The 21,873-nt window shown below is 72.5% G+C and carries 18 protein-coding genes; 10 read left to right on the top strand and 8 right to left on the bottom strand.

The window, feature by feature from the left end; translation table 11 throughout:
- Window positions 1-257: 257 nt before the first annotated feature.
- The 9 genes from N912_RS48865 (at window position 258) to N912_RS0101675 (ending at window position 10,744) form a co-directional block, all read left to right on the top strand.
- Entirely contained in the window at window positions 258-1,136 is an 879-nt protein-coding gene (locus tag N912_RS48865) for an MEDS domain-containing protein (RefSeq protein ID WP_051579448.1), read from the top strand.
- A gap of 7 nt (window positions 1,137-1,143) precedes the next feature.
- On the top strand, window positions 1,144-2,103 hold the full coding sequence (locus N912_RS59890) for an anti-sigma factor RsbA family regulatory protein (RefSeq protein ID WP_051579447.1): 960 nt from the start codon (window positions 1,144-1,146) through the stop codon (window positions 2,101-2,103).
- 253 nt (window positions 2,104-2,356) lie between these two features.
- A complete protein-coding gene (locus tag N912_RS59885) occupies window positions 2,357-3,196 on the top strand; it encodes an AfsR/SARP family transcriptional regulator (protein ID WP_169747794.1) in 840 nt (279 codons plus the stop codon).
- A gap of 118 nt (window positions 3,197-3,314) precedes the next feature.
- Window positions 3,315-3,533, top strand: coding sequence for a hypothetical protein (locus N912_RS0101700; RefSeq protein ID WP_028921058.1), 219 nt, complete (start codon window positions 3,315-3,317; stop codon window positions 3,531-3,533).
- Window positions 3,534-3,601: 68 nt separating this feature from the next.
- Window positions 3,602-5,152 carry an adenylate/guanylate cyclase domain-containing protein gene (locus N912_RS48850; protein WP_051579445.1) on the top strand — a complete coding sequence of 517 codons (1,551 nt, stop codon included), beginning with the start codon at window positions 3,602-3,604 and terminating at the stop codon, window positions 5,150-5,152.
- Window positions 5,153-5,273: 121 nt separating this feature from the next.
- A complete protein-coding gene (locus N912_RS0101690; protein WP_028921057.1) occupies window positions 5,274-7,775 on the top strand; it encodes a DEAD/DEAH box helicase in 2,502 nt (833 codons plus the stop codon).
- Between the two features lie 11 nt (window positions 7,776-7,786).
- The gene (locus N912_RS0101685) at window positions 7,787-8,737 is read left to right on the top strand and encodes a glycoside hydrolase family 113 protein (protein WP_028921056.1); all 951 of its coding nucleotides are present in this window, start codon (window positions 7,787-7,789) and stop codon (window positions 8,735-8,737) included.
- Between the two features lie 80 nt (window positions 8,738-8,817).
- Entirely contained in the window at window positions 8,818-9,702 is an 885-nt protein-coding gene (locus N912_RS0101680; RefSeq protein WP_342670823.1) for an MBL fold metallo-hydrolase, read from the top strand.
- 10 nt (window positions 9,703-9,712) lie between these two features.
- On the top strand, window positions 9,713-10,744 hold the full coding sequence (locus tag N912_RS0101675; RefSeq protein ID WP_028921054.1) for a zinc-binding dehydrogenase: 1,032 nt from the start codon (window positions 9,713-9,715) through the stop codon (window positions 10,742-10,744).
- A 45-nt stretch (window positions 10,745-10,789) separates the two neighbouring features.
- Here N912_RS0101675 and N912_RS0101670 read toward each other — a convergent pair whose 3' ends face one another.
- The 4 genes from N912_RS0101670 to N912_RS0101655 form a co-directional block, all read right to left on the bottom strand.
- Window positions 10,790-13,174, bottom strand: coding sequence for a xanthine dehydrogenase family protein molybdopterin-binding subunit (locus N912_RS0101670; RefSeq protein WP_028921053.1), 2,385 nt, complete (start codon window positions 13,172-13,174; stop codon window positions 10,790-10,792).
- Window positions 13,175-13,227: 53 nt separating this feature from the next.
- Entirely contained in the window at window positions 13,228-13,842 is a 615-nt protein-coding gene (locus tag N912_RS59880) for a hypothetical protein (protein ID WP_051579444.1), read from the bottom strand.
- A gap of 10 nt (window positions 13,843-13,852) precedes the next feature.
- Entirely contained in the window at window positions 13,853-14,653 is an 801-nt protein-coding gene (locus tag N912_RS59875) for a hypothetical protein (protein ID WP_051579443.1), read from the bottom strand.
- A gap of 180 nt (window positions 14,654-14,833) precedes the next feature.
- The gene (locus N912_RS0101655; RefSeq protein WP_028921052.1) at window positions 14,834-15,685 is read right to left on the bottom strand and encodes a hypothetical protein; all 852 of its coding nucleotides are present in this window, start codon (window positions 15,683-15,685) and stop codon (window positions 14,834-14,836) included.
- An 80-nt stretch (window positions 15,686-15,765) separates the two neighbouring features.
- Between N912_RS0101655 and N912_RS0101650 the strand changes: the two genes are divergently transcribed.
- Complete coding sequence (locus N912_RS0101650; protein WP_028921051.1) at window positions 15,766-17,268, top strand: acyl-CoA synthetase; 1,503 nt, start codon at window positions 15,766-15,768, stop codon at window positions 17,266-17,268.
- A gap of 43 nt (window positions 17,269-17,311) precedes the next feature.
- Here the strand turns inward: N912_RS0101650 and N912_RS0101645 are convergent, their stop codons facing one another.
- From N912_RS0101645 to N912_RS0101630, 4 genes are read right to left on the bottom strand one after another with little or no spacing between them, the layout of a single operon-like run.
- Window positions 17,312-18,028, bottom strand: coding sequence for an SDR family oxidoreductase (locus N912_RS0101645; protein WP_037062640.1), 717 nt, complete (start codon window positions 18,026-18,028; stop codon window positions 17,312-17,314).
- A gap of 10 nt (window positions 18,029-18,038) precedes the next feature.
- Window positions 18,039-19,088 (bottom strand): dipeptidase, encoded by a 1,050-nt coding sequence (locus N912_RS48835; protein ID WP_064745130.1) that lies wholly within the window; start codon window positions 19,086-19,088, stop codon window positions 18,039-18,041.
- Window positions 19,085-20,638, bottom strand: a complete 1,554-nt coding sequence (locus N912_RS0101635; RefSeq protein ID WP_028921049.1) for a hydantoinase/oxoprolinase N-terminal domain-containing protein — start codon at window positions 20,636-20,638, stop codon at window positions 19,085-19,087. Before N912_RS0101635 ends, N912_RS48835 begins: the two co-directional genes overlap by 4 nt.
- Window positions 20,638-21,714, bottom strand: a complete 1,077-nt coding sequence (locus N912_RS0101630) for an S-methyl thiohydantoin desulfurase family protein (RefSeq protein WP_028921048.1) — start codon at window positions 21,712-21,714, stop codon at window positions 20,638-20,640. Before N912_RS0101630 ends, N912_RS0101635 begins: the two co-directional genes overlap by 1 nt.
- Between the last annotated feature and the right edge of the window lie 159 nt (window positions 21,715-21,873).

The following is a 21,873-nucleotide window of genomic DNA, read 5'->3' as shown; positions in this document are numbered from 1 at the left end:
TCCCGTTCGGGCCAATGGATGGCTGGTCCGGATGGGGGTCGGCATCGGGACAGCGCCGGGTGCGACAATTGTTCAACCTGCTACCCGTGTGAGTGCGGCCCAGCGGCAACTGGTTGCGGTCAACGGTGGGTAGGTTGTCCGCTTGGCGCGCGATTCCGGCCGTCCGGCCCGGACGGACGCGATAAGTTGACGCCGATCACATACAGTTCATCGATGGCCGGCACACAGTAATGAACTCGGGTGGGTGAACGTTGTCCGTGTCCAAGACACTTGACGAGATCGCGCTCGGCGATCACGCCTGCGTCGTGATGGACAGCGACGAACAACACTGGGAGGTCGCCGCCGGCTTCGTGCGCGGAGGGTTCGCGCGCGACGAGAAGGTCTTCTACTACGACGGTGCTCGCAGCGCCGCGCCGCTGCTCCGCCGGTTGCGCGAGGACAATGTCGACGTCGCCAAGCACATGCGCACCGGCCAGCTGACGATGGTCCCCCCGGAGGTCACCGACCAGCTCTGGAAGATGTCACTCGACGAGATGACGGCGCTGGTCGGGCGGACCATCGCGGAGTCGTTCGACGAGGGCTACTCCCGGATCAGGATCACCGACGAGCCGGTGGGCGCCGTGCACCGCCCGAGCGGGCTCGCGCTGGCCGACTACGACCGAGCGGTGCACGACGCACTGCAGGGCCACCCCGTGACCCTGCTCTGCCAGTACGAACGGATCCATTGGTCCATCCCCGAACTAGACGAACTGTGCGAGATGCATCCGATTGACGTGATTACTCCAGCGATCTACGACGACGGGCTGCTGCGGATCACCCGGCAGGCCCCATTCAGCACCCGAGTGGCCGGCGAGATTGACTTCAGCAATAGGCACCTGGTACGCAGCGTCATCGACAAAGAGCTGGACAGGGCACTGCGCACGGCGGACCAGACCAACGAGATCCAGGTGCACCTGGAGTCGCTGCGCTTCGCCGACGTCACCACCATCGTCCAGTTCGTCCAGGCGGCGGAGGGATTCCCGCAGAGCCACAAGCTGGTGCTCTACGGGGTGAAGCCGGGGCTGCGGCGAGTACTGGACCGGTGCGGTGCCGGGTTCGCCGAACAGCTGACCCTGCGCGAGGCCAGCACCGCATGAGGAAGCCGTGAGGTTCGAGAACACCAGGACGGCGCTGCCGCGCCTGTTCACCCACCGCGCCGCGTACTACACGGACGCGGAGAACCTCCTTGCCGTCGCGGTGCCGCTGGTGGAACAGGCGCTGCGCCAGGAGATGCCCGTCGCGCTGATCGTCTCCCCGCAGACCGAGCGCCGGCTGCGCGAGGCGCTGGGCAGCACCGGAGGGCTGATCCACATGCCGCCGCCGGAGCCGTGGCTGCGCGGGTCCGGGCAGGCGGTCGTCACCCAGCGGGCCCGCGAGCTGCGCGAGCTCACCGACTGGGCCGGCCCGGTCACCGTGGTCGCCGAGCACCACCCGCACCGCCCCGGGGTCGAGCCGGCCGCCTGGATCGAGGCGGACGCCGCGCTGAACGTCGCGCTGGCCAGCCTGCCGATCACGATGACCTGCCTCTACCCCACCGGGCTGGAGACCAAGACGGTGACCGCCGCCGTCCAGTGGAACCACCCGCACCTGATCGACCCGGACGGGACCGTGCGCGACAACCCGGACGTGCGCCAGCCGTCCGACGTGCTGGTCATGTACCCGGTGAACGCGCCGGCCCGGCTGGGCGCCCCGGACCGCGAGCTGAGCTTCACCCCGTGGCAGCTGATCGAGCTGCGCTCGGCGGTGGGCGAGGCGACCGAGGCCGTCGGGCTGCGGGCGGACCAGGCGGAGGACTTCGTGCTGGCGGTCAACGAGGTCGCCAGCAACGCCGTCGAGCACGGCTACGGCGTCGGCCAGCTCCAGATGTGGCAGCAGTCCGACCGGCTGGTCTGCGAGGTGCACGACGGCGGCACGCTGGACGAACCGTTGCCCGGGCTACGCCCGCCGCATCCCAGCGCGCCGCGCGGGCGAGGCATCTGGATCGCCCGCCAACTCTGCGACCTGCTGCACGTCTGGTCCGACGCGCAGGGCACCCACGTCCGGCTGCAGGCCGCCCGGAACTGACCTCCCGGGGGCCGGAAGGCCGGCAAAACCGACCCCGGCGACGGGCCGGCGGCACGAATGGGCGAAGATGATTCCCGGAACGGACCTAGGCATCGCCACGCACACCGGGAAGACTACGGGGGCTGACCCGCGCCCGAAGGCGTCCACACGCGTCGGCACAGATCATCAGTCGGTGGGACAGACGCAGTCACATTCGTCCCATCGGCCGAATGTGGGGACACAAGAAATGTCACAAAGTCAGCCATGTTCAGACGTGCCGGTACTCCGGCCTCGGCTGCGCGTGCTCGGCTCCTTCGAGCTGCGGATCCCCCTCGCGACCGGCACCGGTGCCACCACCACCGCCACCTCTCCCCTGGAGAACGACGAGCGCCGCGTGCTCGCGCTGCTCGCGCTCATCGCGGCTCCGACCGCCGCCCGCGACCTGGCCCGGGTGCTCTGGCCCCGGCTGACCGGCGACGTCGCGCTGGGCACGCTGGCCGGGGTGTGCGACTCGCTCGGTGACCTGGTCGTCGCCCAGGACGGCACGCTGCGGCTGTCCGGCGAGGTCAGCGTCGACCTGGCGCGCGCTCTCGAGCTGCTGCGGGCGTGGGAGCAGGCGCCGTCCGCCGTGGAGTCGCACGCGCCCGACGAGCTGGTCGAGCTGCTCTCCGGTGACCTGCTGCCCGGCTGGGCCGAGGACTGGGTGCGTCCGGAGCGGGAGCGGTTCCGCCGGGTCCGGCTGCACGCCCTGGAGTCGCTGTGCCGCCGGCTCACCGCGGCCGGCCGGCACGAGCTGGCGATCCGGGCCGGGCTGCTGGTGGTCGGGGCCGAGCCGCTGCGCGAGGGCGCCCGCCGCGCCCTGATCGAGGCCCACCTGGCCGCCGGCAACGTGTCCGAGGCGGTGCACCAGTACGAGTTGTTCGTCCAGACCTGCGCCAAGCTCGGGCTCGCGCCCTGCGCCGAGTTCAGCGCGTTCTTCCCGCCCTCGCCGGCGTGGCCGGTGCTGCGGGTGCGCCGCCCGATCCACCCCGGCGGCGCGGTGGGCAGGGGGCTGCGGCTGGACGCCCCGTCGCGGCGCACCCAGGTCAGCGCGGGTACCGGCGTCTGGGGCTAGACCGCTCGTCGATCGAAGTGATGACCCGCGCTGGTACCGACGGTGGACTCCGCCCCGGCCGTGCGCGGGATAGTTTTCTCAGCGAATTCGTGTGTCATATTCGCTGAGAGGAATCACCGTGAAAGCTACGCTCCAGGTCGTCGGCTGGGTGCTGTTGATATCCCAGGGCATTATTCCGTTGGCTCAGAAATTCTCCGGGAATGAGCTCGGCTCATTTCAGCTGGCCCGGATGCTGCCCGTTGGAATGCAGGTGCCGGCGAGCATCGGCGCGATCGTGGTCGCCGTCCTGGTGCTGGTCGCGGCCCGTGCGGCAGCCGGTTCCGCCGCCCGGAAGTGAGGTAGAAACCGCTCGGCGGACCACGGCGGGGTGGAGCTGATCGTTCACCGCGTAGAATTCGGCGCGTTATGGCCAAGCGAGCGCGTTCGGACCAACTCCGGCCGGTCATCGACTGGCCGGCCCGGCTGTTGCTCGCCGTTGTCATGATCACCGCGAACGTGGCGGGCACGATCGGGACGGTGGTATTCGCGGTCTGGGCGCTGCCCAAGGGTCCGCTGCCCGACCCCGATCGGGTGCTGCTGCTCAACCTGGTGCTGGTGGCCAGCTACCTGGTGGTCGTCGTCCCGCTGGCGCTGCTCTGGATAGCGCTGCGGTTCCGCGCCCGGGTCGACGACGCGCCGCAGGAACGCCAGCTGGTGTTGCACGGGCCGCTGCGGGTGTCCCAGGTCCTGATGGTCACCTGGGGGCTGGCGACTGTGCTGTTCGGCGCGGTGAACTCGACGTTCTCGGTGCGGCTGGGGCTGGCCATCGCGGAGACCTGGCTGGTCGGCGGCATCACCACCTGCGCGCTGTGCTACCTGCTCGCCGAGCGGATCCTGCGCCGGGCGGCGTCGCGGGTGCTGGCCGGCAACCCGCCCCGGCCGCGGTTCAAGGCCAGCGTGCTGCTGCGGCCGGTGCTGTTCTGGATGCTGGGCACCGCCGTCCCGGTCAGCGGCCTGCTGGTGTCCGGCGGCAGCGCGCTGGTGTACGGCGACGTGCCGGCCGAGCAGCTGGCGATCCTGATGCTCGCCGGCGGCGGGGTGGCGCTGCTGATGGGGTTCCTGACCACCGTCGGCGCCGCCCGCGCGGTGGCCGACCCGGTGCGGACGGTGCGGCTGGCGCTGCAGCAGGTCGAGCGCGGTGACCTGGACGTCTCGGTGCCGGTGTACGACGCCACCGAGCTGGGCCAGCTGCAGGCCGGGTTCAACACCATGGCCGGTGGGTTGCGCGAGCGCGAGCGGATCAGCGACCTGTTCGGAAGGCACGTGGGCCGGGACGTGGCGCGGGCGGCCACCGCGACCGACGAGGTGCAGCTCGGCGGCGAGGTACGGACGGTGGCCATCCTGTTCGTCGATTTGGTCGGGTCCACGCCGCTGGCCGCCGAGCGCTCGCCCACCGAGGTGGTGGCGCTGTTGAACAGGTTCTTCGGCGTGGTCGTCGAGGTGGTGGAGGCCTGCGGCGGGTGGATCAACAAGTTCGAGGGCGACGCGGCGCTGGCGGTGTTCGGCGCGCCGGAGGACATCGACGATCCCGCCGGCCGGGCGCTGGCGGCCGCTCGCGAGATGGCGGTGCGGCTCGCTAACGAGGTGCCCGAGGCGTTCGCCGGGATCGGGGTGTCGGCCGGTGACGCGGTCGCCGGGTACGTGGGCGGGGTTCGCCGCTACGAGTACACCGTGATCGGCGACCCGGTGAACGAGGCGGCCAGGCTCACCGAGCTGGCCAAGACCGTGCCCGGTCTGGTGCTCGCGGCCCGCAACGCCGTGACCCTGGCCGCCAACGCCGAGGCCCGGCACTGGGTGATCGGTGACGCGGTCACCCTGCGCGGCCGCAACACCCCAACCCGGCTGGCCTCCCCCCTGCCCTGGAACGGCCGGCGGGACGCGCCCGGCTCGGTCCCGGAGGGCGCGAGCGCGTCGTGACCTGTGCGACGCATACCTACCCGGGGCGCCGCACACCCCGCACCATGCGCGACACCCCGACGAGCTGTGCGACGCCCGATGACGGTGGCCGCGGCGGCGAGCTGGCACGATCGACGGTGACATGACGCTCACCGACCTGATTCCCGACACCGTCGACTCGGACGCGATCTACGACGCCTTCACCCGGTGGACGACCGGGCAGGGCATCTCCCTCTACCCGGCGCAGGAGGAGGCGCTGATCGAGCTGGTCTCCGGGTCGAACGTCATCCTGGCCACCCCGACCGGGTCCGGGAAGAGCCTGGTCGCCACGGGGGCGCACTTCGCCGCGTTGACCCAGGGCGTGCGCAGCTTCTACACCGCGCCGATCAAGGCGCTGGTGTCGGAGAAGTTCTTCGCGCTGTGCGACGTGTTCGGCGCCGAGCAGGTCGGCATGATGACCGGCGACTCCAGCATCAACGCCGGCGCGCCGATCGTGTGCTGCACCGCCGAGGTGCTGGCCAACATCGCGCTGCGCGAGGGCGCCGGCTCGGACGTCGGCCAGGTCGTGATGGACGAGTTCCACTTCTACGCCGACCCGGACCGGGGCTGGGCCTGGCAGGTGCCGCTGCTGGAGCTGCCGCACACGCAGTTCCTGCTGATGTCGGCGACGCTGGGCGACGTCACCAGGTTCCAGGAGGACCTCACCCGGCGCACCGGGCAGCCGACCGCGGTGGTCAGCTCCGCCGAGCGGCCGGTGCCGCTGATGTTCTCCTACGCGACCACGCCGTTGCACGAGACGGTCGAGGAGCTGCTGTCCACCAAGCAGGCCCCGGTCTACGTCGTGCACTTCACCCAGGCCTCCGCCGCCGAGCACGCCCAGGCGCTGACCAGCATCAACGTCTGCACCCGCGAGGAGAAGGACCAGATCGCGGAGCTGATCGGGGGGTTCCGGTTCGCGGCCGGGTTCGGGCGGACGCTGTCGCGGCTGTTGCGCCACGGCATCGGCGTGCACCACGCGGGCATGCTGCCCAAGTACCGGCGGCTGGTCGAGCGGCTGACCCAGGCCGGGCTGCTCAAGGTGGTCTGTGGCACGGACACCCTCGGGGTCGGGATCAACGTGCCGATCAGGACCGTGGTGTTCACCGGGCTGGCCAAGTACGACGGCACCCGCAGCCGGCACCTGAACGCGCGGGAGTTCCACCAGATCGCCGGGCGGGCCGGGCGCGCCGGGTACGACACCATCGGGACGGTCGTCGTGCAGGCCCCCGAGCACGAGGCGCAGAACGCGAAGGCGCTGGCCAAGGCCGGTGACGACCCGAAGAAGCGGCGCAAGGTGGTGCGCAAGAAGCCCCGGGAGGGCGAGATCTCCTGGAGCGGGTCGACCTACGAGCGGCTGGTCGCGGCCCAGCCCGCCCCGCTGACCTCCAGCTTCACCGTCAGCCACGCGATGCTGCTCAACGTCATCAACCGCCCGGGCGACACGCTCGCGCACATGCGCCACCTGCTGGAGGACAACCACGAGGACCGCCCGGCGCAGCGGCGGCACATCCGCCGGGCCATCGCCATCTACCGGGCGCTGCTGGCCGGCGGCGTGGTCGAGCAGCTGCCGGAGCCGGACACCGACGGCCGCCGCGTCAAGGTCACCATCGACCTGCAGCTCGACTTCGCGCTCAACCAGCCGCTGTCGCCGTTCGCGCTGGCCGCCGTGGAGCTGCTGGACCGGGAGTCGCCGGACTACCCGCTGGACGTGCTGTCGGTGATCGAGTCCACCCTGGACGACCCCCGGCAGGTGCTGCAGGCGCAGCGGTCCGCCGCCCGGCGCGAGGCGGTGGCCGAGATGAAGGCCGACGGCATCGAGTACGAGGAGCGGATGGTGCTCCTGGAGGACGTCACCTGGCCGAAGCCGCTCGCCGAGGAGCTGGAGGCCGCGTTCGAGACCTACCGGCGCGGGCATCCGTGGGTGGCCGACTTCGAGCTGTCCCCCAAGTCCGTGGCGCGGGACCTGTACGAGCGGTCCATGACGTTCGTGGAGTACGTCGGCCACTACGGGCTGGCCCGCTCCGAGGGGCTGGTGCTGCGCTACCTCACCGACGCGTACAAGGCGCTGCGCCAGACCGTCCCCGAGGAGGCCAGGACGGAGGGGCTGGCCGACCTGATCGAGCTGCTCGGCGAGCTGGTCCGCGAGGTCGACTCCAGCCTGCTCGACGAGTGGGAGAAACTGGCCAACCCGGACTCCGACGCCGGCCCGTCGGTGCGCCGGCCCCGCTCCTCCCCCACGCTGGACCCGAAGGCCCTGCGCGTGCTGGTCCGCAACGCCATGTTCCGCCGGGTCCAGCTCGCGGCCCGGCAGCGCTGGGACGAGCTGGCCGCGCTGGACGACCCGTCCGGCCAGTGGAGCGCCGAGCGCTGGCGGGCCGCGCTGGAGCCGTACTACGCCGAGTTCGACGAGCTCCGCACGGACGCGCACGCGCGCGGGCCCGACCTGTTCCGGGTGACCGAGCACCCGCGCCGCTGGGAGGTCCGCCAGGTGCTGGACGACCCCGAGGGCTACCACGACTGGACGATCGACGCCGAGGTGGACCTGGAGGCGTCCGAGCAGGCCGGCGCCGTAATTCTCACCGTCACCGGCGTGGGGCCGCTGTAGCGTCCGGCCGCATGCTGACCGTTCGCGGCATCTCCTACCTGGTCGGTGGCGCGGACGTGCGACATGACATGAAGACCATCGCCGGGGACCTGCACTGCACCGCGGTCATGCTGATCTGCGACGACGTCGGGCGATTGGTCGACGCCGCCCGCTCGGCCCTCGACGAGGGGCTCGACGTCTACGTCCGTCCGCACGTCCCCGAGCTGCGCCGGACCGAGCGGCTGGAACACCTGGAGGCCACCGCCGAGGCCGCCGAGCGGCTGCGCCGGGACCACCCGGACCGGGTGACGCTCCTGGTCGGGAGCGAGTTCTCGCACACCGCGCCCGGCATCGTCCCCGGGCCTCGGTCGTTCCTCCGCCTGAAGCTCATCCTGACGTTCCACCGCGCGCTCCGCCGTCGGATCGACAGGAGGCTGCACCGCATGCTCGCCGCCGCCTCGGCCACCGCGCGCGAGCACTTCCGAGGGCCGGTCACCTATGCGGCTGCCGGCTGGGAGCGCGTCGACTGGTCGCTGTTCGACCTGGTCTGCGTGAGCCTCTACCGGTCCCGCCGCAACCACGCCACCTATGGTGACCGGCTGCGCGGCCTGGTCGGTGACCACGGCAAGCCCGTCGTCATCTCCGAGTTCGGCTGCGGCGCCTTCGCCGGGGCCGACCAGCGGGGAGCCGGCTCCTTCCAGATCGTCAACTGGTTCGCCGACCCACCGCGCGTCCGTAACGACCACCCCCGCGACGAGGCCGTCCAGGCCCGCTACCTCGGGGAGCTGATCGAGCAGTACGACGCGCTGGGGGTGTACGGCTGCTTCGTGTTCACCTACGCCATGCCGGACTACCCGCGCCACGACGACCCGCGCCTCGATCTCGACAGGGCAGGCTTCGGGGTCGTGGCGGTGGCCGGCGACGGCACCCACACGCCCAAGCAGGCGTTCCACGAGGTCGCACGGCGCTTCCTCGACCGGTGATGCCGCCCGGGCATAGGGAGCGGCCGTCATCGGAATTTCCGCGGCGCCCGCCCCGGCGCAAGGCTGACGCTATGGACACCATGACCCTCGGTAGCGTCGAGATCACCCGCGTGATGGAGCTGCCGGTGCTGCGCCTGCCGCGCGAGTTCGTCTTCCCCGACGTGCCGGTCGAGCCCTGGCACCGGCATCGGGGCTGGCTGGCCCCCGAGCACCTCGACCCGGCCGCCGACGAGATCCACATGATGATGCAGACCTGGGTGCTGCGCAGCGACGGCCAGACGATCCTGATCGACACCGGCGTCGGCAACGGCCGCGAGCGGCCCTACATGCCGATGTTCGCCCACCTGGACACCGACTACCTCGGTCAGCTCGCCGCCGCCGGCGTCCACCCCGACGACGTCGACACGGTGATCTGCACGCACCTGCACGGCGACCACATCGGCTGGAACACCCACCTGGCCGACGGCGAATGGCGCCCGACCTTCCGCAACGCCGAGTACCTGATCGCCCGCGCCGACTTCGACTACTGGAACCCGGACAACGAGCACGACACCCGCGCCGGACGCCAGTGGGAGAACGCCTTCGAGGACAGCGTCGCGCCGGTGCAGCACGCCGGCCAGGCCGTGCTGTGGGACGGCGACCACTACGACGTGGACGCCAACCTGCGCATCGAGCCCGCCCCCGGCCACACCCCCGGGTCCGCCGTGGTGCTGCTGCGCTCGGGCACCGATCGCGCCGTGTTCGCCGGCGACCTGCTGCACAACCCGCTCCAGATCGCCGAACCGGACAGCTCCTGCTTCGATGAGGACGAGGACCGCGCCCGGGTCACCAGGCGCCGGATCCTGGAGTGGACCGCCGACCACAACGCCCTGCTGATCCCCGCCCACTTCGCCGGCGCCGGCGCGGCCGAGGTACGCCGCAACGGCGGCACGTTCGCGGTGAAGCAGTGGGCCAGCTGGCAATGAAGGGATAGCCATGCGCGCTGTTGTGTACGACCGGTTCGGCGTGGAACCGGACGTCAGGACCGTCGACGATCCGGTGCCCACGCCGCACGGCGCGGTGATCCGGGTGGCGGCCACCGGGCTGTGCCGCAGCGACTGGCACGGGTGGCAGGGCCGCGACGCCGTACCCATCCCGCTGCCCCACGTGCCCGGCCACGAGCTCGCCGGAACCGTGGCGGCGGTTGGCGCCGAGGTGACAGGCTGGCGGGCGGGCTCGCGGGTGACGGTTCCCTTCGTCTGTGCCTGCGGGCGGTGCGCCACCTGTGCCCTCGGCGAGCAGCAGATCTGCGAGCGGCAGACCCAGCCCGGGTTCAGTCACTGGGGGTCCTTCGCCGAGTACGTGCTGATCGAGAACGCGGACCTGAACCTGGTCGGTATCCCCGCCGAGCTGTCGATGCATGCCGCGGCTGCCCTGGGCTGCCGGTTCGCGACGTCGTTTCGAGCGGTGGTCACGCAGGCGCGAGTGGCGCCCGGCGAGTGGCTGGCCGTGCACGGATGCGGCGGCATCGGCCTGTCCGCAGTCATGATCGCGGCTGCGGCCGGGGCGCAGGTCGTCGCGGTGGACGTCGCCCGCCCGGCGCTGGAGTTGGCCCGGAAGTTCGGCGCGGCGGCGACCGTGGACGCGTCGGCCGCCGACGACGTCGCCGAGGCGGTCATCGCCGCGACCGGCGGCGGGGCGCACGTGTCGATCGACGCGCTGGGCAGCGAGGCGACCTGCGTGGGCTCGATCAACTGCCTGCGCCGGCAGGGGCGCCACGTCCAGCTCGGCGTGATGCCCGACCCACCGCCGGTGCCGATGCACCGGGTGATGGGGTACGAACTGGCCATCCTGGGCAGCCACGGCATGGCCGCGCGCGCCTACCCGCCGATGCTCGACCTGATCACCGCCGGCCGGCTCCGGCCGGACTTGATGATCACCAAGACGATCGGTCTGGACGATGCACCGGCCGCGCTGGTCGCCCTGGGATCGGGGTCGCCGACCGGGGTCACCGTCATCGAGCCGTGAGTGGCTGGGGCCGCTAGAACGGCCCCAGCCACTCACGGCTACGGATCAGGCGCCGACCGGTTCGCCGGCGTTCGGGTCGACCGGGGCGCGCTCGGGCAGGGTGGCGAACACGGCCGGGGGCTCGCGCCACGGGTCGGCGGGGGTGCCGGCCTTGGCGTCGTGCACGGCCCGCCACACCGCGTGCGGCGTGCAGGGCAGCTCGATGTGCCGGACCCCGAGGTGGCTGACCGCGTCCACTATCGCGTTGTGCACCGCCGGGGTGGAGCCGACGGTGGCCGACTCGCCGATGCCCTTGGCCCCGAGCGGGTTGTACGGGGTCGGGGTCTCGGTGTTCGACACGTCGAACCACGGCAGGTCGGCGGCGGACGGAATGGTGTAGTCGGTCAGGGTCGCGGTGGTCGGGTTGCCGTCCTCGTCGTAGACGAAGTGCTCGTACAGCACCTGCGCCATGCCCTGGGCCAGGCCGCCGTGCTGCTGGCCGGCCACCAGCATCGGGTTCAGGATCCGCCCGCAGTCGTCCACCGCGTAGTGCTTGAGCGGCGTGGCCTTGCCGGTGTCGGTGTCCACCTCGACGACGCTGACGTGGGCGCCGAACGGGAACGTGGAGCCGCCGGACTGCTCCCAGTCCAGCGCCACGGACAGCGGCTTGCCGCGCTCGGCGGCGGCCTGGGAGAGCTTGTCCCACCCGATGCTGCGGTCCGGGACGCCGGCCACGCCGAGGTCGCCGTCGTCGGTGACCTCGATGTCGGCCGCGTCGGCCTCCAGCAGGTCGGCGGCCAGCTCGCGGGCGGACTCCAGCACCACCTCGGCGGCCCGGTTCACCGCGTTGCCGCCGATCTGCAGCGACCGCGAGCCCATCGTGCCGCCGCCGCGCGGGACCTCGGCGGTGTCCGACTGCAAGAACTTGATCTTCTCGATCGGGATGCCGAGGCGGTCTGAGACGATCATGCTGAACGCGGTGGCGTGCCCCTGGCCGTGCGCCGAGGTGCCCACCTTGATCGTCGCGCCGCCGTCCGGGTGCACCTCCACCGAGGAGTACTCGGTGAAGTTCCCGCCGCCGGTGACCTCCACGTAGGTGCTGACCCCGATGCCCAGCTGCTTGGCGTCGCCGCGCTCGCGCCGGCGGGCCTGCTCGGCGCGCAGGCCGTCATAGTCGGCCAGTTCGAGGGCCTTGCGCAGCGGCATGTCGTAGTCGCCGGTGTCGTACTTGGCGCCGACGACCGTGGTGTGCGGGAACTCCCCCGGCTGGATGAAGTTGCGCCTGCGCAGCTCGGCCGGGTCGATCTTCAGCTCGCCGGCCGCCAGGTCCATGATGCGTTCCAGCAGCGCGGTGGCCTCCGGGCGGCCGGCGCCGCGGAACGCGCCCATCGGGGTGGTGTTGGTCAGCGCGGCCGCGACCGTGTAGCTGATCCTGGGGATGCGGTAGACGCCGGCCGCCATGAGCCGGGTGAACACGATGCCGAGGAAGCCGTTGAAGCCGGCGTACGCGCCGCAGTCGGCGATCACGTGCAGCCGCAGGCCGACGATCGTGCCGTCCTTGCGCAGGCCCAGCTCGGCCCATTCCTGCTGGCCCCGGCCCTGCGGCATGGTGAGCGCGTTCTCCGAGCGGGTCTCGATCCACTTCACCGGGCGCTCGAGCTTGCGGGCGGCGGCGAGCACCACCATGTGCTCGGTCTGCGCGCCGATCTTGGCGCCGAACCCGCCGCCGACGTGCGGCGAGATCACTCGGAGCCGGTCCGGGGCCATCCCGGCGCCGGCGGCCACGCCCATCTGGAACATGTGCGCGGCCTGGGTGGAGACGTAGACGGTCGCGTCGTGGTCGGCCCCGTCGACGCCGCCGGGCACCGCGACCATCGCGTTGGGCTCCATCGGCATCGCGGCCAGCCGCTGGTTGCGCATGGTCAGCCGGACCACCGCGTCGGCGCCTGCGAGGGGGTCCTCGCCGTCGGGCTCCCGCTCGGCCGCCGCGATGTTGGAGCCGAGCTCCTCGAACTGTTGCGGGCTGGCCGGGTCGAGCGCGGCCTCCATGTCGACCACCGGATCCAGCGGGTCGTAGTCCACGACCACCAGCTCGGCGGCGTCCTCCGCCTGGGACTTCGTGTCGGCCACCACCAGAGCGACAGCGTCACCGACGAAGCGGACCTTGCCCTGCGCGAGCGGCGGGCGGGCGCAGGTGGGGTTGACGGGAATCGGCGGGAGCTGCGGGCTCAGCCCCAGCGACTCGGCCGTGTAGACGGCGCGCACCCCGGGGGCCTTCTCGGCCTCGGCGGTGTCGACGCCGGTGATGCGGGCGTGTGCCAGCGGCGAGCGCACGAACGTCGCGTGCAGCGCACCGGGGATGTCCAGGTTGTCCACGTACGTGCCTTGACCACGGATCAGCTCCGGATCTTCGACGCGACGCACCTCGGTTCCGAGAATTGATCCGCGCATAGACCGGACTGTAGCCGGACGGCCGTACCGGCGGCACGTCGAGCCCGAAGGGACTACGCCGGTTGAAGGTCCGTGATGAGCCAGGCGCCGTCCACCTTGGTCAGGGTGACCTTGAGCGGGGTGCCGGTGACGCGGGGCTGGGGCTGGCCGATGACGGTTGTGGCCTGGTTCACAAAGACCAGTGCCTGGAAGCGGTCCGGGCGGGCGGTGGGGTCGGTCCCGTTGTCGATGAGCGCCGCCCGCAGGACGGTGGCCTTGGCCGACAGTTCCTGCTGGCGGGCGGCCGGGACGATGACGGCGTTGGTCAGCTCGTTGAACTTGGCCGCGAAGTCGCCGGAGACCGACGCGCGGGCCTTGGCCAGGTCGGCGTCGAGCGTCTTGGAGTCGTAGCTCAGCACGGCGGCGGTGCTGGTGCGCGCGGCTTCGAGCGCCGCGTCCCGGTCGCCCTGGGCGCTGGCCTGGGTGAACGCCTGCCAGCCGAGCACGGCGACGGCTACGGCGGCGGCCAGCGCGAGTACGGCGAGGACCACGACGGCGCGACGGATCGCGGGGCGGCGGGGCGGCGTCGGGGTGGCGTCGTCGGGCCGCTCGGGCGCGGTGGTCGGCTCCGGGCGGGTGTCGCGGGTGTCGTCGTCCGGTGTGACGGTCGGCTCGGTCTCGACGCTCATGGGAGCCTCCTCATTGCACGAAGTTCACGTCGGAGGCCAACCACCTGTCGCCCTCGCGCTGGAGCTGTACGACCATGCGGTAGGTGAGGGGTTGGGCGGTCGGCGCCCTGGTGTTGGAGACGGTGGCGCTCACCGCGAGCAGGACCGAGGCGCTGGTGTCGTCGATCTTCTCGATGCCCGCCTCGCTCACCGTGCCCCTGGAGCCCGCCTGGGTCTGGCGCAGGATCGCCTCGAGCACGGCGGCGTAGGTGCTGAGCTGGGCGCGGAAGCCGCCGGTGGTCCCCTGGGTCAGGCTTTCGATGCGCTGTTGGGCGTTGTCCGCGCTCATCGAGGTGAGGTCGGTGGCCACTTTGCGTGCGGAGTCCAGCGCCGCCGCGCGCTGCCCGGCCAGTTCGTCGGCGGCGCTGTTGCGCAGGAACAGCATGGTGCCGGCCGCGGCGAGCCCGACCAGGAGCACGGCCAGGCCGGCGGCGAGCACGGCCACGCGGGACGGCCGGCGGATGCGCGCGAGCACCGTCGTCGGGGGCTCGCTCGCGTCGGCGTCCGGCTCGGGCTCGGCGGCCGGCTCGGACACCGCGGTAGCTTCGGCCTCCGAGTCGGCCTCGGGTTTCGGGTCGTCGGGTTTCGGGTCGTCGGGGTCCGGTTTCGCGTCCGGTTTCGGGTCGGGGTCCGCCGTGGCATCGGCATCCGGCTCGGCGTCGGGGTCCGGCTCGGCGGTCACGTCCGTGGCCGCCGGCTCGGCGGTTGCGGTGGTGTCGTCCGCCTCGGTGTCGTCCGGCGACTCTCCCGGTTTCAGGTTGACCTCGGCCATCGGCTGTCGACCTCGCTCACTGCGCGGCAATGGCGGCGCTGAGCCGTGAAGAGCCCGGGACAGGCGGCCGCCGAGTGCACTTGTCACCGAGGGGAGCCAGCGGCTCCGTGCGCGTCTGGGGAGCGCCCCGGTCCGGTGATGGTAGGCGCAGGTCACCGTCGGGTGACCGGCGGGGGCGGGTCAGCGGGCGATCTCGTCGGCCAGGGTCGCGGTGAACACCTCGCCGCGCTCGTGGAACCGCAGCTCGGCATAGCTGACCACGGCGACGCCCACGCTGACCATGCCCATCGGGATGCCGAGCGCGGCCTGCAGCGCCGCCGCGCTCAGCGACCGGGGCTCGCTCAAGGCGCTGACCAGGTACGGAGAGACGACGAGCGAGTAGAACGCGCCCACCGCCGCGGCCGGCACGATGCGCCCGGCGGTCGGCCAGAACCGCCGGTGCACCAGCTCGAGGCACCGGGAGATGCCGGCCCGCTCGACGGTCAGCACGCCGGCGAGCGCGGCGCCGAACACGATGGCCAGGTAGATGCCGGGCACGATCAGCAGGAAGCCGAGCCCGGTCAGCAACGCGGCCGCCAGCCCCCACCCGATCAGCCCGGACGCCCGCCCGGCCGCGAACCGCAGCCCCTCGGTGGCCGTGGCCTGATGCCCCGCCGCGTCCCGGATGACCACGTAGACCGACGCGCCCTGGACGAGCATCCCGGCGGCGAACGCGACGAGCATCCCGAGCATGACCGCGAACCCGCCGAACCCGCCGGGCCTGGTCGGGTCGGGCAGCGCCACGTCGGCCAGGTAGGTCAGCACCGCGCCGAGCGCCGCCACCCCCACCTGCAGGGTCAGCAGCGGCACCAGGCTGCGCCGCACCACCTCGATCACCCGGTCCAGCCAGCCGCGCAGGTCGGGCGGCACCAGCGGGTCGCTCAGCGGGGTGGCGGCGCCGTGGACGCGCGGCGGGCGGCCGGGCTCGGGCAGTGGCTCGGGGTTCGAGCCCGCCCCCGACCGGTCCGGGTCGGGCGGCGGAGAGGACGACATGCCATGACGGTATCGCCGACGCGGCCGCCGTGCTCCAGGGTCTGCCACGATGACGCTCGCCGCCGCCCGGGAGGACGCCCATGACCGCCATCCGCTCCAGCACCGTCGCCGACGTGCCGAGGCGCTCCGCGATGCGCACGCCCGACCGGGTGGCGCTGCGCTTCGCCGGCCGGACCTGGACGTACCGCGAGCTGGACGACGCGGTGAGCCGCGCGGCGGCGGCCCTGCTCGGGCTGGGGCTGTCCAAGGGCGACCGGGTGGCCGCGTACGGGCGCAACTCCGACGCGTACGTGATCGGCTTCCTGGCCTGCGCGCGGGCCGGGCTGGTGCACGTGCCGATCAACTACAACCTCGCCGGTGACGAGCTGGCCTACCTGCTCGACCAGTCCGGCAGCCGGGCGGTGCTGGTGGACCCGGCGCTGGCCGGCCGGGTGCACGAGCTGCCGCGCTCCCCCGCGTGCGTGCTCGCGCTGCGCGACGCCGACGACTCCCTGCTCGCCCGCGCCTCCACCGGGCCGGTGCCGACGATCGACGTCGAGGTCACCGAGTCCGACCTCGCGCAGCTGCTCTACACCTCGGGCACCACCAGCCGCCCCAAGGGCGCGATGATGACTCACCGCGCGCTGGTGCACGAGTACGTCTCCTGCATCGTGGCCATGGGTTGCGCCCAGGACGACGAGCCGCTGCACCCGATGCCGCTCTACCACTCGGCCGGCATGCACGTGCTGATGCTTCCCTACCTGGCGGTGGGCGCCACCAACCACGTCATGGAGGCGCCGGACGTGCCGGAGATCCTGCGTCGGATCGAGGCGGACCGGATCGGCGCGCTGTTCCTGGCGCCGACGGTGTGGGTGCCGCTGTCCCAGCATCCCGACTTCGCGTCGCGCGACCTCACCTCGCTGCGCAAGGCCTACTACGGCGCCTCGATCATGCCCCAGCCGGTGCTGCAACGGCTTCAGGCCGCGCTGCCCGGGTTGGAGTTCTACAACCTGTTCGGCCAGTCCGAGATCGGGCCGCTGGCCACCGTGCTCGGCCCGGACGAGCACGCCGACCGGCCGGAGTCGTGCGGGCGCGCGGTGCTGTTCGTCGAGCTGAGGGTGGTCGACGAGCGGGGCGACGACGTGGCGCCCGGTGAGCTGGGCGAGGTGGTCTACCGGTCGCCGCAGCTCTGCGAGGGGTACTGGGACAAGCCGGAGGAGACCGAGGCGGCGTTCGCCGGCGGCTGGTTCCACTCCGGCGACCTGGTCCGGGCCGACGAGCAGGGCTACATCACGGTGGTGGACCGGATCAAGGACGTGATCAACACCGGCGGGGTGCTGGTGGCCTCCCGCGAGGTGGAGGACGCGCTGTACACCCACCCCGCCGTCGCCGAGGCCGCCGTGGTCGGCACCCCGGACGAACGCTGGATCGAGGCCATCACCGCGTTCGTGGTGGCCAGGTCCGAGGTGACCCCCGACGAGCTGATCGCGCACGTCAAGGCCCGGCTGGCCGGCTTCAAGGTGCCCAAGCGCGTGCATCTGGTCGACGACCTGCCCCGCAACGCCTCCGGCAAGCTGCTCAAGCGGGTGCTGCGGGACCCGTGAGTGGCTAGGGGTGCCATAGCACCCCTAGCCACTCACGGGTGCGTCAGCGCAGGGCGAAGCCGCCGTCGGGGTAGAGCACGGAGCCGGTGGTGTAGCCGTTGGTCATCAGGTAGAGCACGGACTGGGCGATCTCGGCGGTGGTGCCGGCGCGGGCGAGCAGGGCGTCGGCGGTGTACGCGGCGAAGTTGTGCGCCTTGACCTCGGGCGTGACCTTCGTCCACAGGTCGCTGTCCACCAGGCCGGGGGCGACCACGTTGACCCGGATCGGGCGCAGTTCGAGGGCCAGCGCGCGGCCGAGCCCCTCCAGCGCGGCGTTGCAGGCGGCGTACGCGGCGCCGCCGTCGGCCGGCGGGCGGGCGCTGTAGGCGCCGCCCATGAGCACGACCGAACCGGTGGGCGCGAGCTTGGGCAGCGCGTACCTGGCCGCGTAGTACTGGCCCCAGAACTTGCTCCGGAACGGGCTCTCGGCCAGCTCGTCGCTGATCTCGGCGAACGGGCCGCGCCCGTAGCTGGAGCCGGGGCTGAACAGGTGGTCGAGGCCGTCGATGCGGTCGAAGAACGTGGCCAGCGAGGCCTTGTCGGAGCTGTCCACCACCGCGCCGTCCGCGCCGTCGCCGAGCTTGGCCACCGCCGCGTCGAGCCGCGCGCCGTCCCGCCCGCCCACCACGACCTTCCCACCGGCGGCGAGGACCTGCCTGGCCACCTCCAGCCCGATCCCCGAGGTACCGCCGATGATCACTACCGTCTGTCCGTTCAGCATGCCGACCAGCCTATGAATCCGAAGGTCCGGCAACGCTGTGCATCACGCCACCCGGTGAGCCTTGATTGGGCACCGTGCACGGCAGTGCCCGCCGCAGGAGGCCGAGCAGGGACTCCGAGGCCACCAGCCGCGCGGCGTCCGGGCCGAGCCGCTCGGCCAGCAAGGCGGGCAGTGCCGCGAGGTCTTCCGGGCCGGACAGCCCGGGCACTCCGATCCGTTGGCCGGGCGCGGTGAGCAGGCCGGTCGCGATCGGGTTGGTGTCCTCGAAGATGTCCTGGAAGAAGTCCGGCCCCAGCGCGACCCGGTCGGCTCCGAGCAGTTCGACGGCGTGCGCGGCGTGGTCCAGGTAGTCGTGCACGGACGGCGAGTCGGCCAGGAACGGCCCGAACGCGTTGATGCCCACCAGCCCGCCGCGCCCGGCCAGCGCGGTGAGCTGCGCGTCGGTGAGGTTCCTCGGGTGGTCGCGCAGCGCGCGGCAGGACGAGTGCGACGCCAGGTACGGCCGGGTGGCGATCTCGTGCAGGTGCCAGAAGCCGGGCTCGGACAGGTGGCTGACGTCCACGATCATGCCCAGCCGTTCCATCTCGGCGACCGCCTCCACCCCGAGCCGGGTAAGCCGGCCGCCGGCGTCCTGCTCCCCCACCCCGTCGGCCAGCATGGTGCGCCGGTTCCAGGTCAGCGAGGCCATCCGTATCCCCGCCCGGAACAGCGCGTCGAGCACCGCGAGGTCGTTGCCTACCGGTTCGGTGCCCTCCAGGGCGAGCAGCAGCGCGATCCGGCCGCCGGCCAGCGCGGCGTCCAACTCCCCGGCGGTGTGTACCACGGCGACGTCGGCGGGGTGCAGCTGCGCGCACCGGTACGCCTGCTCGACGAGCAGCAGGCAGCGGCGCAGCGCGGCCTCGCCGACGAACTGCTCCTGGGTGCACACCGGCAGCACCTGGCAGACCACGCCGCCGGCCTTCAGCCGGGGCAGCCAGACGTCCCCGAACGGGTCGTAGCGTCCGCGTTCGTGCTGGTAGAGGACGTGCAGCAGCAGGTCGTTGTGACAGTCCGCGATCACCGGGCGCCCGCCAGCGGACCCGCGGCCTTGACCACGACCCGCGACGCCCTGCCCGGCACGTAGGTCAGCGGCACCTCCACCAGCGAGGTGATCCGCACCCGGTCCGGGTCGGCCCCGGAGCGGACCGCCGCGTCGGCGGCGAGCTGGCGGGCCTCGTCCAGGCAGGCCTCCCGGTCCCGCCCGTCGAACCGGTAGATGCGGTCCACCGAGCCGGATGCCTCGGCGGTGACCGCGCCGTAGGCGTTGGCCACCGCGAAGTGCTCGGGGCGGATCACCCGCGCGGCGGCCGGCACCGAGTCGGGCACCAGGTGGCTGCCGCCGCCGACGGCCACCAGCGGCAGGTCGTGGCGGGTCGCCTTCATCCGGTCGGTCATCGAGTTGATCCGTTCGTCCACCCAGGCCAGCGCGAGCTTCACCACCCTCGGGTCCAGGTGCTCGACCAGCGCGGCGGTGCCGAACCCGCGCAGCCGCCCGGCCGCCACGCTGACGTCGGAGAGGGTGAGCACGTCCCCGCCGCGCACCAGCGCCTCGGTGCCGACCCGGTAGCCCACCGAGTCCGGACCCACGGCGACCGAGTCGCCCCCGGGCCGCACCACGGTGCCGCCGCCGAGCCCGATCGAGATCAGGTCCGGCATCCGGAAGTTGGTCCGCACCCCGCCGACCTCCACCGCCGCGGTCGACTCCCGGGGGAAGCCGTCCACGAGGATGCCCGCATCGGCCGAGGTGCCGCCCACGTCGATGACCACCGCGTCGGACAGCCCGGCCAGCGCGCACGCCCCGCGCATCGAATTCGTCGGCCCGGAGCCCAGCGTGAGCACCGGCAGCCGCACGGCCTGCTCGGCGCTCATCAGGGTGCCGTCGTTCTGCGTCAGGTAGGCGGCCACCCGCGGCGAGTGCTCGGCCAGCGCCGAGGAGAACCCGTCCACCACGGCGCGGGCCACGCCGTGCAGCGCGGCGTTCAGGATCGTGGCGTTCTCCCGTTCCAGCAGGCCGATGGAGCCCACCAGGTGGCTGCGCGACACCGGCAGCGCGTCGCCCAGCTCCTCGGTGAGGATCTCGCACGCGCGGCGCTCCTGCTCGTCGGAGGCGGGGGCGAACACGCCGGTCACCGCGATGCCGGCCACGCCTTCCGCCGCGCAGGCGCCGGCGAACCGGCGGATCGCGTCCTCGTCCAGCGCCGCGATCGGGCGGCCGTCGTACTCGAACCCGCCGCCCACGATCGCCGTCGGCCCGAGCACGGCGGCGGACAGGTCTGCCGGCCAGGCGGCGCCGGGGCGGACCGCGAACGAGGCCGGCGCGGCGAGGCGCAGCACGCCGACCCTGCCCAGGTCACGGCGCTGGATGATGGCGTTCGCCGGGTGGGTGGTGCCCAGCATGGCCTGGGTGACCTCGCTCCGGTCCACGTGCGAGAGCAGCTCGCCGAGCACGGTGCGGATGCCGTCCAGGGGCTCCGGGGTGGTCGGCGTCTTGCGCGCCACCAGCACGGCGCCGCCGGTGTCGACCACCACGCCGTCGGTGTTCGTGCCGCCCACGTCGATCCCGATGCGCATCAGTTCCGCCCCCCGAACGGCACGTAGTCGATGTCGTAGCCGAACGCCGCCGGCCCGACCAGCTCCAGGAACCCGTCGCGGCGCCACCGCGGGGCGGCGGGCAGTGCGACGACCTCCACCCGCTGCCCGTAGGCCAGGGTCTCGGTGGTGATGGGCTGGGCGTTCTCCTGGTCGAGCACGCAGATCAGGTCCGGCGGGGTGACCACCGGCCTGCCGTCGTCCAGCGCCACCAGCAGCTCGTTCTGGATCAGGAGACGCAGCGTGCGGGTGGGGTCGTCGAAGTGCTCGATGTCGCAGTGGCCCCGGGTGAAGCCGTCGGTGGCGCGGCGGTCCACGTCGACGACCTTGCCGGCGAACACCCGGCGCCCGCCGGCGAAGTCGAGCAGCTCGTCCAGGGCGGTCGCGGCTCCGCCGTCGCGCGCCGAGGCCAGGAAGCCGCCGAGGCGCAGGCAGTAGCTCAGCGAGCCGGTGATCGCCGACTCGGCGCACTGCCGGGCGGTCATCGGGTACTGGGTGACCGCGTTGGCCATGCCGAGCTGGACCACGGCGGTACGACCCAGCACCTCGGCGGTCTTGTTGTCCACCGTCTCGAAGATGCCCAGGTTGCCCTTCTCGTCGGCCACCGTGATCGGTGTGGCGGCCAGCCCGGCCAGGGTGAACACCGTCATCTCGATCTCCGGGAAGGCCCGGCCCATGCCGTCGGCGTTGATCAGCGGCAGGTTCAGCTCGGCCGCGCTGGCCACCGGGATCAGCGTGTTCATCCCGCCCACCTCGATGGGCATGATCGCGACCAGCTCGCGGCCCAGGTAGCGGGACAGCGCGCGCAGCGACTCGGCGAACTCCCGGCCGGCCGGGACCCGCTCGATGATCACGGTCGGGGCGCCGACGATGGCGACCGCGGCGACCAGGCCGTCGGGTGGGAGCGCGGCGGCGTCCACCACCCGGACCGGGCCGTGCTCCTCGATGGCCTGGCGGGCCATCAGTGCGCCGATGTACGGGTCGCCGCCGCCTCCGGTGCCGAGCAGGGTGGCGCCGAGCGTGAGGTGGTCGATGTCGTCGAGGGTGATCTGCCGCATCCGGATGCGTCCTCCAAGGTAGGTGGCCGGATGGACGGTAGGTCGAGGCTCGCGCCGGACTACTGTGCACGGCGCCCGAATAGAACGATCTATCAAGGCGGTAGGCACAGCCCGCGGCGTCCGCCCGGTCTCTACGTTTCGGGGCCTTCGTGTCCGCGC

It is taken from the genome of Actinospineispora acaciae DSM 45401, from assembly GCF_000620785.1.
Lineage (GTDB): Bacteria > Actinomycetota > Actinomycetes > Mycobacteriales > Pseudonocardiaceae > Pseudonocardia > Pseudonocardia acaciae.
This window is presented reverse-complemented; position numbering and strand designations above follow the sequence as displayed.

Coding starts and splice junctions, on each gene's coding strand:
- N912_RS48850 (WP_051579445.1), top strand. CDS start 3,602: ATGGCCAAGCGAGCGCGTTCGGACCAACTCCGGCCGGTCATCGACTGG.
- N912_RS0101690 (WP_028921057.1), top strand. CDS start 5,274: ATGACGCTCACCGACCTGATTCCCGACACCGTCGACTCGGACGCGATC.
- N912_RS0101685 (WP_028921056.1), top strand. CDS start 7,787: ATGCTGACCGTTCGCGGCATCTCCTACCTGGTCGGTGGCGCGGACGTG.
- N912_RS0101680 (WP_342670823.1), top strand. CDS start 8,818: ATGACCCTCGGTAGCGTCGAGATCACCCGCGTGATGGAGCTGCCGGTG.
- N912_RS0101675 (WP_028921054.1), top strand. CDS start 9,713: ATGCGCGCTGTTGTGTACGACCGGTTCGGCGTGGAACCGGACGTCAGG.
- N912_RS0101670 (WP_028921053.1), bottom strand. CDS start 13,174: ATGCGCGGATCAATTCTCGGAACCGAGGTGCGTCGCGTCGAAGATCCG.
- N912_RS59880 (WP_051579444.1), bottom strand. CDS start 13,842: ATGAGCGTCGAGACCGAGCCGACCGTCACACCGGACGACGACACCCGC.
- N912_RS59875 (WP_051579443.1), bottom strand. CDS start 14,653: ATGGCCGAGGTCAACCTGAAACCGGGAGAGTCGCCGGACGACACCGAG.
- N912_RS0101655 (WP_028921052.1), bottom strand. CDS start 15,685: ATGTCGTCCTCTCCGCCGCCCGACCCGGACCGGTCGGGGGCGGGCTCG.
- N912_RS0101650 (WP_028921051.1), top strand. CDS start 15,766: ATGACCGCCATCCGCTCCAGCACCGTCGCCGACGTGCCGAGGCGCTCC.
- N912_RS0101645 (WP_037062640.1), bottom strand. CDS start 18,028: ATGCTGAACGGACAGACGGTAGTGATCATCGGCGGTACCTCGGGGATC.
- N912_RS0101635 (WP_028921049.1), bottom strand. CDS start 20,638: ATGCGCATCGGGATCGACGTGGGCGGCACGAACACCGACGGCGTGGTG.
- N912_RS0101630 (WP_028921048.1), bottom strand. CDS start 21,714: ATGCGGCAGATCACCCTCGACGACATCGACCACCTCACGCTCGGCGCC.